Raw genomic sequence first — 11,460 nt, forward strand, 5'->3', positions numbered from 1 at the left:
CCGCGTCTTTAGACCGGGGAGTGTCAAGGATTTTAGGAGTCTCTGAGTACATAACCTACACCGCGGATAGTTTGAATTAGGCGTTTTTGACCTTCTTCTTCAATTTTGAGTCGGAGGTAACGAATATATACTTCAATGACATTGGACTCACCCATAAAGTCGTAACCCCAAACATTTTCTAAAATCTGTTCACGGGTTAATACTTCACGGGGATGTTCCATTAAGAACTTTAAGAGTTCAAATTCTTTCATGGTTAAGTCAATGACCTTACTGTTGTAAATAGCCCGGCGGGTTCCTATATCTAAAATCAAATCACCAAAGCGTAATTGTTCGGTGGTATCAACATCTGGCTTGAGATAGAGACGAATCAGCTTTAAAAAATCTTCCGAACGGTAAGGTTTGAGGATGTAATCATCAGCACCAGCATCTAAACAAGCTATGCGATCATCTACGGTGTCTCTAGCCATCAAAACTAATATAGGAGAACGATTACCAATATTTCTGAGATCTTTACATAAAGATAGTCCTGATTCACCGACAAGCATTCGGTCTACAACAATTAAAGCAGGTTGGCGATGGGTTTGATTGCTGGAAGCACCGCTACAGTATTTTAATCCATTGGCTGCATCATGAGTCACAATGGCATCATAGCCAGCTTCTTGCAAATCACCAGCTAATTGATTAGCTAAAGTTTCATCTGGTTCAACCACCAAAACAAAAACAGCGGGATTGTGGGTAGCTATCATAGCAGTTGGGCTAAAAAGAAAACAAATTGGGATTGGTAATTAAAAAAAACCATCTCCCATGAGTTATAACCTATTACCGTGTTACTGATATTTAAAACAATCCTAATTCAAGTTACTAATTTTCTAATTGTACTTATATACAAGTTGCTGCAACTCAATCAGAACAATAATAATTTTTGTTTAAATGCTATTATACTCAAAATAATGCCAAACTATCTTTTTGCCCTGGACGGGTCGTCATAATTTTACCATTTGAGTGAATAAAATCAAACTAAACTCGCCTATAGAAACTAACTAATTGATACATTAAGTAGGTGAACACAATAAAACCGATCTGTGTAAAGAAAAGTAAAATCGCCCAAACCCTCTTCACTCTTGCCTCTTGCCTTTTTACTCTCTGCGTCTCTGCGCCTCTGCGTGAGGTAAAATTATATTCTGCTGAATCAATTTTTTTTAGCTTAACCGATAAGTATGGAAATCAAATGGGATTATCCATGTACACAGATAACCCCATTAAATCTGTCAAAAGCTGAAAGCCTAAAACCCTTATTATACCCTACCAGAAACTTTTATGAATTTGCTCTTCATTACTTACCTAAACCATCATATCTGTTTGGGTCTTTTTTCTCTTTTTTGTCCTTGGGATCTTTCTTAGGCTTTTTAACTTCTTTATTACCTTTTTTTTCCTTAGACATCAGTATCACCCAACTAGGTTACCCGTCAAAGCTCCCACATTCTGCTATTAGTAAATCAGGGCGTAGCTTACCTGATATCCTTTGAAAACAGGAAGGGAAGCATTGCACATTTACGCTACTAATTACCATGATACATCGTTATTTGATTTTGTTATGAATTTGATTAACCACGACACAAAACTTTAGATACTTTGTCACTATATCTAATTGAGATTTTAATTTCGAGATTCAGTTTTGTTGCGTTAATTCATTATATCAGTATAATCATATAGGAATAATATTTGATTTATGAAAAGATACGTAGGGTGCGTCAGATATTACAAATCTGTTTATTGATAGAATTTATGCAGTCTGACGCACCCTACAATACCTAATTTTTTTCAAGAATCAAATATGAGTTCTATATTTTATAACTTATTAGGTAATAATTAAATGACTACACCCGTAGATATTCTCATTGTTTCCAATGGACCTGGGGAGGTAACAACCTGGGTACATCCTGTTGTTAAAGCATTGAGGGAAGAATTAGGACATGATGTTTCTCAACTGAGAATTTCTGTAATATTGTCACCTTGTCCCCATGCTAGTGGTAAAGAAACTGATATAGCGTTGGGTTATCCAGAGGTTGATAGAGTTCAAGCACCTGAATATTTTTGGCAATTTTTACTGTGGGGAAAAACCGCGCAAAATTGGGAATGGAGAAATCAAGGTGTAGTCATATTTTTAGGTGGTGATCAAATTTTTCCGGTGATTATTGGTAAAAAATTAGGATATAAAACTGTAGTTTATGCGGAATGGGAAGCGCGTTGGCACAATTTTATAGATAAATTTGCCATTATGAAAGCTCAAGTTGCGAAAAATGTCTCTGCTAAATATGCTGATAAATTCACTGTTGTTGGTGATTTGATGTTAGAAGCAGCAAAGAATGAAATCACACCTAAAATTGCAAATCTTCAATCTAAAGTCGAACTAATTGGAATTTTACCGGGGTCAAAATCTGCAAAATTAACCCAAGGTGTACCTTTAATGTTAGCAATTGCTGAATATATTTATCGTCAAAACCCGAAAACGAAGTTTTTTATTCCCGTCGCACCAACTTTAGATTTACCAACTTTAGCTAATTTTGCTAATCCTGAAACTAATTCATTTACAAAAGCGTTTGGTTTTCAAGGTGCATCTTTATCTGGTAATTTTCTTGTAACTGCTACTGGATTAATCGTGGAATTAAAACAAGAAAATCCAGTTTATGATTTATTATCTCAATGTTCTATTTGTTTAACTACAGTTGGTGCAAATACCGCAGAATTAGGTGCTTTAGCTGTACCGATGATTGTCCTATTACCAACTCAACAATTAGATGCAATGCGTTCTTGGGATGGTTTACCAGGAGTATTGGCAAATTTACCGGGAGTAGGTTCTGGTTTTGCTAAATTAATTAATTGGTGGGTGTTGAGACGTAAGGGTTTATTTGCTTGGCCAAATATTTGGGCGCAAGCAGAAATTGTCCCGGAATTAGTAGGTAAATTGCAACCTGAAGAAGTGGGAGAAATGGTTTTAGATTTGTTAGCAAATCCAGAGAAATTAGAGGCTATACGGGATAAATTACGCAGTGTCAGAGGTGAAGGTGGGGCTGCACAGAAGTTGGCTATTTTGGTGAAAGAAGAGTTATTAGAGACTTCCAAGAAATAAATTATCCTAAGAAACGAACCACAGAGGCACAGAGTACACAGAGAGAGAATTTCTGCATCAGTTTTGGGACATTTTTTTATTTGGAAGTCTCTTATAGATTTAGATAAAATTGGAATTTTGAAAATATGAAAGCACCTGATAGTATTGTTCAACTGGTTGAACATTTTCACTCTTCGATAGAATTGTATCGGGCGGGGGGAATTAATGAAACACAAACTAGAATCGAATTTATTAATCCTTTGTTTGCTGCTTTAGGATGGGATATTGGCAATGAACGACAAATTTCTGATATTTATAAAGATGTTGTTCATGAAGATTCTTTAAAAATTAGTGATGCAAATAAAGCCAAAGCACCTGATTATAGTTTTCGGGTTGGTGGAGTCAGAAAGTTTTTTGTGGAAGCGAAAAAACCCGCTGTTAATGTGGGTCAAAATATGAGTGCTGCTTTTCAAGTGAGACGTTATGGCTGGTCTGCAAAGTTAGCTTTAAGTATTTTAACAGATTTTGAAGAATTTGCAGTTTATGACTGTCGAATTATGCCCAATAAAAATGATTCAGCATCAGTGGCTAGAATCAAACATTTTAATTATACAGAATATATTGATAAATGGGCAGAGATTTATAATCTTTTTTCTAAGGAAGCTGTGTTAAATGGTTCTTTAGAAAGGTTTGCAGAAACTAAAGTTAAGTCTGGGATTACTGTTGATCAAAAATTTCTCCAAGAAATTGAAGTTTGGCGAGAAAATTTAGCTGCTAATATTGTTTGGCGAAATCTGCAAATTCAACAAAGAGAGTTGAATTTTGCTGTGCAAATGACAATTAATAGAATTGTCTTTTTACGCATTTGTGAAGATAGGGGAATTGAACCTTATCAACAGTTATATAATTTATTAAAGTTTGAAAATTTTTATCAAGAGTTAGGGCGGTTATTTATTAATGCAGATTATCGCTATAATTCTGGTTTATTCCATTTTCAAGATGAAAAAGGACGAGAAAATTCTGATGATTTTACTTTGAATTTAACTATAGATGATTCTATTTTAACCTTAATTATTAGAAAACTTTATCCTCCCGAAAGTCCCTATGAGTTTTCTGTGATTCCTGTGGAAATTTTGGGACAAGTGTATGAACAATTTTTAGGGAAAGTCATTCAAATATCTGCAAGTCGTCAAGCAGTTATTGAAGATAAACCGGAAGTAAGAAAAGCTGGAGGTGTTTATTATACTCCTAGTTACATTGTTGATTATATTATTAAACAAACTATTGGTAAGGTTTTAGAGGGTAAAAAACCAGAAAAAATCCAAAATATGACAATTCTTGATCCTGCTTGTGGTTCGGGTTCTTTTTTAATTGTGGCTTATCAATTTATCTTAGATTGGTATTTAGAACAATATCTGCAAAATCCCAAGAAATACAAAAATAAATTCTATCAAATTTCGGATCATCAATGGCGTTTAACTGCAAGTGAAAGAAAGCAGATTCTGTTAACTCATATTTATGGTGTTGATATTGATCAACAAGCAGTAGAAACGACTAAGTTATCTTTGTTATTAAAGGTATTGGAGGGAGAATCAGGAGAAACAATTACCAGACAATTACAGTTATTCAAGGAAAGGGCTTTACCTGATTTAGATCATAATATTCAATGTGGTAATACCTTGATAGATGGAGATTTTTATCAACATACTCAATTAAATTGTTTGGACGAAGATACGGCTTATAGGGTTAATATTTTTGACTGGGAATCAGCTTTTTCTGCTATTATGAAACGAGGTGGTTTTGATGTAGTTATTGGTAATCCTCCCTATATTAGAATTCAAGCTTTAAAAGAATGGGCTGCATTGGAAGTTGAATTTTATAAACAACAATATGTTTCTGCTAGTAAGGGAAATTATGATATTTATGTTATTTTTGTGGAAAAGGGATTGGAGTTATTAAGAAAAGATGGCTATTTAGGTTTTATTTTACCTCATAAGTTTTTTAATGCTCAATATGGCGAAGTAATTAGACGATTGATAGCAGAAAATAAATCATTAAATCAAATTATTTATTTTGGAGATGAACAAGTTTTTACAACAGCAACTACATATACTTGTTTACTATTTTTAAGTAAGCGAGAAAATAAAAGTTTTGAATTTCAGAATATTAATAGTTTGATTGATTGGCGTAATCAGGAAAATAATAATATACTTAGCCAAACTTTCCCTATTTCTTATATCTCTCATCATGAGTGGAATTTTGTAAGTGAAAAAGATCAAAAATGGTTTGATAAAATTAACAAATTACCTGTAAAATTAGGTGATATTGCTCATTTGTTTGTTGGTTTACAAACTGATGCAGATGATATATTTATTCTTGAAGAAGTAGCTAGAGAAAATCAGCAAGTTCTTTGTAAATCTAAAGTAACTGGGCGCTTACATTGGTTAGAAAATGATTTTCTAAAATATTTTCTGAAGGGTTCATTAAATATTGGTAGGTATTTTCTAAAAAATGTTAATAAACGTCTAATTTTTCCTTACATAAATATTAATAATAAATCTGTTTTATTGTCGGTAAATGACTATGAAAATAGATTCCCTTTAACCTGGAATTATATGATGGAAAATCAAGGACAGTTAGCGGCGAGAAATAAAGGCAATATGGGTGAAAATTGGTATGGTTATGTATATCGTAAAAATCATACTCGTTTTGATTCACCAAAATTATTAGTACCAGCAATTGCTACTGGTAGTTGTTTTGCTGCTGATTTGGATGGAGATTATTATTTTGTTGGTAGTGGAGGAGGTGGTGGTGGTGGATATGGTATTTCTATTTTGGAAAATATCAATATATCTTATCTGTATTTATTGGGTATTCTCAACTCTAAATTAATCAACCATTTTCTGAAGTTAATTAGTACGCCATTTCGCGGAGGATATATTGCTTTAAATAAACAAGTTATAGAAAAAATACCTATCAAATTATTAGATTTATCAAAATCAACGGATCAATTGATCTATAATCGCATGATTAAACTGGTTGAACAAATGCTTTATCTTCATCAACAACTCAATAAAGCAAATACACCCCCATCTAAACGAATGATTCAGCAACAAATACAAGCTACTGATAGACAAATCAATCAATTAGTTTATGAACTGTATGAATTAACTGATGCGGAAATAACTATGATTGAAGGTACGTAAATTTACTCTTCCCCTTGTCCGCGTCCTAATTCATACACACCAGCACCAATACAAGTAAGTATACCCATACTAATTCCCCAGCTATTACCTAAACTGATATCTAGAAGCCAGTTAGATAAACTACCAAATATCAAAAATGGGAAAATGCTAAATAGTGAAGCATAAAAAGAATTTTGTGATTCTCTGGCTTTGCGAGTTTTTTCAAATTCTGATTGACTGGTATAGAGGAAACGTTCCGCAAAATTAAACCAGCGGTTGAGTTGTGTCGTTACCCATTGTCTGGTTTGGGAAAAACTCACATATAACGCTAAAGCCCATAAACAAGCTCCAGCGATCGCAATTGTATCTAACTCAAAGCGAAAAGGCAATATATCAAACATGGCATCGGTTAACTCTCCAATTGCTTATTTTAGCTTTTATCTGCCCCTAAATCCCACTATGGTGAGATTTTTATGCACAGGTTAGAGAATTATCGCCTTGCGTAAAGTACGGTTATTATTTATGCTAATGCTGAGACAGTGCAATTAAGTTAGGTAAAAGTGGGTCGTTCTTTTGTCTGTAAATTCTGATGAAATGTTTTTTGGAACATTAACTAATCAAGAGTATGATGTTGAACATGAAAAAGTTGAGCTAGTTAGAAAACATATCAGTAAGTTTGATGAGTTCTTACCAAGTCAAAAAATGATTGATAGACTTCAAAACGCTTTAGATTTGGGACAGAAAATATGCAATTCTGATGCTAGTTTCTACTTTCATGAACTAAAAGAAGCGGAACTCATGGAAAAAGGTTATGATTGGTATACGGCACATCCTATGGCTATAGCACATTATAGTGTATCACCATACAGTTTATATCATCCTGAAGTAATTAAAGCTTACCCAGAAGATTTTAACAGAAATTGGCGAAAAGCTTGGGGGATTGACTCATGATCAAAGTATTAGATTTAGGTATAACCGGAAAAGCTCGGATTTGGAATAACGAATCATTTTATTTTCCTGGAGATTTTCGACCTGTTTTCTATCCTGTTGTAGATGAAAAGATAGAAGTCATCCTGGAAAATGCAAAGATTGGTTTATTCTCTAAAAAAGAAGTGATGATAGAGATATTAGCACCTCTAGGAGCTAGGTTTTTATATGGCTGTTTGGGGGCTACATTTGAGCCTAATAATTCTGGTAAATTAGTATTGAAAGTGGCGGTTTCCACTGAAGTTGAACGGGAAGTTAATTCTTCTCTGGCATTATCATTAGATGTGGTGAAAGTTGGGATACCAGAAGAATATGCAGATAGTGTTTTTAATGGTGCAAAATTGAAGTTGCAAGAACCGGGAATTAGTTCAATATTTGGTTCTGGTGAAATTTCTTTTAAATGGGGTACATTTGGGGAAATCGGATCTTCTAGATCATTTTTTCACGATCTTGCATATACAGTTATTGAGGTGATGGTGCGAGATAAAATTCATACTAATTATAATGTTAAACCACCATTTAAAAAAGTTCTGGAACAATCTTTTTGATATTTTTATTAATCAGAAAAAAGTAGAGACGTTCCATGGAACGTCTCTACAAGGATTTTTTGGCGTTGCTGATTAATGGTATGAATTTTATCACGCAAAGGTAGGAGTTTCAAAGGTTCAATTGAATTTCATACCTCAATGCAGCAACGCCGATTTTTGAACCTCAACTAATAAGTTACGGCTACTGGCTCATTAGTTACTTTAATGGCTGTATTATCAGCTACAATGGTGCGGAAAACATCACCTTCAACGGTTTCTTGTTCTATCAACAAGTCAACTACCCGTTCCAAAATTAATCGGTTTTCTTGAATGATTTCTTTAGCTTGAATATAACAGCGGTTAACAATCTCCCGGACTGCGTGATCAATTTTCGCTGCAATGTCTTCAGAATATTCAGATTTATTCATCCAGTCCCGTCCTAAAAACACATCGTTGTTTTGATTTTCTAAGGAAACTGGACCTAAATCGGACATTCCAAATTTCGTTACCATTTGTCGTGCCATACTGGTAACTTGTTGCAAGTCATTTCCTGCACCTGTGGTAACTTCCGCTTTCCCAAACACGATTTCTTCAGCCGCGCGACCACCTAAAGTTGCGGCAATGCGGGCTAAAATTTGGGAACGGGAAATTAAACCCTGTTCTTCATTGGGAGTAAACCAAGTTAACCCCAGCGCTTGTCCTCTGGGAATGAGTGTAACCTTTTGTACAGGATCATGACCTTTAACTAATGTTCCTACTAAAGCGTGTCCGACTTCGTGGTAAGCAATCAGGCGTTTGTTTTTGCTGTCTACTAAAGCAGTTCCTTCCATACCGGCGACTACTCTATCTATGGCGTTATCAATTTCTAAGTCGGTAACGGCTTCTTTGCGTCTTCTGGCGGTGAGAATGGCGGCTTCGTTGAGTAAATTGGCTAAATCTGCACCGGTAAAGCCAGGGGTGCGGCGAGCGATCGCTTCTAAAGATACACTAGGATCAATCTTCTTATTATGAGCGTGGACTGTCAAAATTTCCTGTCTTCCCTTCAAATCGGGAACATCCACAATTACCTGTCTATCAAAGCGTCCTGGGCGTAATAGAGCCGAATCAAGGACATCTGGACGGTTGGTAGCCGCAATAATAATAATCCCCGTATTCCCTTCAAACCCATCCATTTCCGTTAATAGTTGGTTAAGGGTTTGTTCCCGTTCATCATTTCCACCCCCAATACCTGCACCCCGTTGTCTACCTACTGCGTCAATTTCATCAATGAATATCAAACAAGGGGCATTTTCTTTGGCTTTTTTGAATAAATCTCTGACACGGGAAGCACCCACACCGACGAACATTTCCACAAATTCCGAACCAGACATACTGAAAAATGGGACACCTGCTTCTCCCGCAATAGCTTTGGCGAGTAAGGTTTTTCCTGTTCCTGGTGGTCCAATTAATAGGACACCTTTGGGAATTTTTGCCCCTACCGCTGTAAATTTTTCTGGAAGTTTCAGAAAAGTGACAACTTCTTCCAATTCTTCTTTGGCTTCCTTGACTCCCGCCACATCATTAAATTTTACGCCTGTTTTCGCTTCCATTTGAAACCGTGCGCGAGATTTACCAAAACTCATGGCTTGGTTAGAAGCATTTGCAGAACGCCGCAGGAATAATAACATGAGAGCCACTAGGGGCAAAATCCACATGAGATTAATTAATAAGCCGACAGCGGCTCGGTTTCCAGCGGAGGAAACTTCGCCAAAATCAACTTTTTTTTCTCTAAGTTTATTAATTAATTCCGCATTTTGATCTAGAAGACGTACTTGTAAAGGCAGAGTATCGCGTTTTTGTCCCACTAAATAAACTCTAGCTGTTTGTTCAGCTTGATCTAACTCTACTTTTTTAACTTCTCCTTTACTGGCTTTTTGAATTAATTCACCATAGGTTAAAGAATTTCGCTCGGTTTTTTGTTGCGCTAAAACGGGACTACCACCAATCATACCGGGCAATATCATCAATCCGGCGGCTATGACTCCTGTTAAAACGTGACGCGGAGATGAACCTAGCAACTGCTGTTTTATCAAAGCTTTTTTGTGCAAATTTTTCATAATATTTACCCTTTATGGCTTTTTTGGGCGGAAATTGTCAAGTCTAGAAATTATAGTTTTCTTCTAACAGTTTAACTGTCAGACTCGATTATTAACAGGTGACAAGGGGAGAAGATGAAAGTCTTTAAGATAACTGATGTCCTGGGAAATTTGGGATTTTTCATGAGCGATTCCTCGGTCATGCTTTGCGATCGCCCAACTCCATGTAAAATAAATATTCCGGTCTGTATTTCCTGAACATCATGGGCAGCACTTTTGGTCATCTTTTCCGTATTACTACTTTTGGCGAATCTCACGGCGGCGGTGTGGGGGTTATCATTGATGGTTGTCCCCCACAACTAGAAATTTCCGCCGAGGAAATTCAATTTGAGTTAGATAGAAGACGACCGGGACAAAGTAAGATTACCACTCCTCGCAAAGAAGCTGACACCTGTGAGATTCTATCTGGGGTGTTTGAGGGAAAAACTCTGGGAACACCCATTGCCATTTTAGTCAGAAATAAAAATACTCGTCCCGAAGATTATGATGAGATGGCGCAGAAATATCGCCCTTCCCATGCAGATGCTACTTATGATGCTAAGTATGGCTTGAGAAATTGGCAAGGTGGTGGCAGATCCTCCGCCCGTGAGACAATAGGTAGAGTTGCTGCTGGTGCGATCGCTAAAAAGATTTTACATCAAGTTGCAGGTGTAGAGGTAATCGCCTATGTCAAGCGAATTAAAGATTTAGAAGGGGTTGTTGATACCAATACTGTCACTTTAGCCGATGTCGAAAGCAATATCGTCCGCTGTCCAGATGGCGAAATTGCCAACACCATGATTTCCTTAATCGAACAAACTGGTAAAGATGGTAATTCCATCGGTGGTGTCGTTGAATGTGTGGTGCGGAATGTTCCCAAGGGTTTAGGCGAACCAGTTTTTGATAAATTAGAAGCAGATTTAGCAAAGGCGGTAATGTCATTACCCGCAAGTAAGGGTTTTGAAATCGGTTCTGGTTTTGACGGAACTTTATTAACAGGTTTTGAACATAACGACGAATTTTATATTGATGAACATGGGGAAATTCGCACAGTAACTAACCGTTCAGGAGGGATTCAAGGGGGAATTTCCAACGGTGAAAACATTATTATCCGCGTGGCTTTTAAACCAACAGCTACGATTAGAAAGGAACAAAAAACCGTAACGAAGGAAGGGGAAGAAACGGTTTTAGCAGGAAAAGGAAGACATGATCCTTGTGTTTTACCCCGTGCTGTACCAATGGTTGATGCGATGGTGGCTTTAGTTCTATGTGATCATCTATTAAGGCATTATGGACAGTGTAAGGTTTTGTAATCATACTTAATCAAGTGGAACTGCATCAACACTTATTATGAATACCGAATATGAACCAAAACCACAATGATCTGCATGAAGGAAAATCCGTCGTTTCAGGCTTTTGGCGATTAACTTCTGATCAATAGCGATCGCGGAGCGTTAAAAATCTTGTTGTAAAATTGGGTTTAGCTAGAGCAAGCCACAAAATCAGTAATTGGACAAAAATATTTACAGTCATTGCGA

Annotated in this window: 8 protein-coding genes; 5 read left to right on the plus strand and 3 right to left on the minus strand. The window is 36.2% G+C overall.

Annotated features, from left to right (window positions below; translation table 11 throughout):
- Positions 1-32 precede the first annotated feature (32 nt).
- Entirely contained in the window at positions 33-746 is a 714-nt protein-coding gene (gene nblR / locus FJR37_RS23970; protein ID WP_039200923.1) for a response regulator transcription factor NblR, read from the minus strand.
- 1,127 nt (positions 747-1,873) lie between these two features.
- Between nblR and FJR37_RS23975 the strand changes: the two genes are divergently transcribed.
- Together FJR37_RS23975 and FJR37_RS23980 are read left to right on the plus strand one after the other, a co-directional pair.
- Positions 1,874-3,130 (plus strand): hypothetical protein, encoded by a 1,257-nt coding sequence (locus FJR37_RS23975; RefSeq protein ID WP_039200921.1) that lies wholly within the window; start codon positions 1,874-1,876, stop codon positions 3,128-3,130.
- Between the two features lie 125 nt (positions 3,131-3,255).
- Positions 3,256-6,315 carry an Eco57I restriction-modification methylase domain-containing protein gene (locus tag FJR37_RS23980; protein ID WP_168467320.1) on the plus strand — a complete coding sequence of 1,020 codons (3,060 nt, stop codon included), beginning with the start codon at positions 3,256-3,258 and terminating at the stop codon, positions 6,313-6,315.
- Between the two features lie 2 nt (positions 6,316-6,317).
- Here FJR37_RS23980 and FJR37_RS23985 read toward each other — a convergent pair whose 3' ends face one another.
- Entirely contained in the window at positions 6,318-6,695 is a 378-nt protein-coding gene (locus tag FJR37_RS23985) for a hypothetical protein (RefSeq protein WP_168467321.1), read from the minus strand.
- A 172-nt stretch (positions 6,696-6,867) separates the two neighbouring features.
- Between FJR37_RS23985 and FJR37_RS23990 the strand changes: the two genes are divergently transcribed.
- A complete protein-coding gene (locus tag FJR37_RS23990; protein ID WP_233455474.1) occupies positions 6,868-7,245 on the plus strand; it encodes a hypothetical protein in 378 nt (125 codons plus the stop codon).
- Positions 7,242-7,829 carry a hypothetical protein gene (locus FJR37_RS23995; protein WP_053538942.1) on the plus strand — a complete coding sequence of 196 codons (588 nt, stop codon included), beginning with the start codon at positions 7,242-7,244 and terminating at the stop codon, positions 7,827-7,829. Before FJR37_RS23990 ends, FJR37_RS23995 begins: the two co-directional genes overlap by 4 nt.
- A 167-nt stretch (positions 7,830-7,996) precedes the next feature.
- Here the strand turns inward: FJR37_RS23995 and ftsH are convergent, their stop codons facing one another.
- Positions 7,997-9,904 (minus strand): ATP-dependent zinc metalloprotease FtsH, encoded by a 1,908-nt coding sequence (ftsH, locus tag FJR37_RS24000; protein WP_168467322.1) that lies wholly within the window; start codon positions 9,902-9,904, stop codon positions 7,997-7,999.
- Between the two features lie 242 nt (positions 9,905-10,146).
- Between ftsH and aroC the strand changes: the two genes are divergently transcribed.
- Entirely contained in the window at positions 10,147-11,235 is a 1,089-nt protein-coding gene (aroC, locus tag FJR37_RS24005; protein WP_027400936.1) for a chorismate synthase, read from the plus strand.
- Positions 11,236-11,460: the final 225 nt, after the last annotated feature.

This window comes from Aphanizomenon sp. UHCC 0183 (genome assembly GCF_009712065.1).
Classification (GTDB): domain Bacteria; phylum Cyanobacteriota; class Cyanobacteriia; order Cyanobacteriales; family Nostocaceae; genus Dolichospermum; species Dolichospermum heterosporum.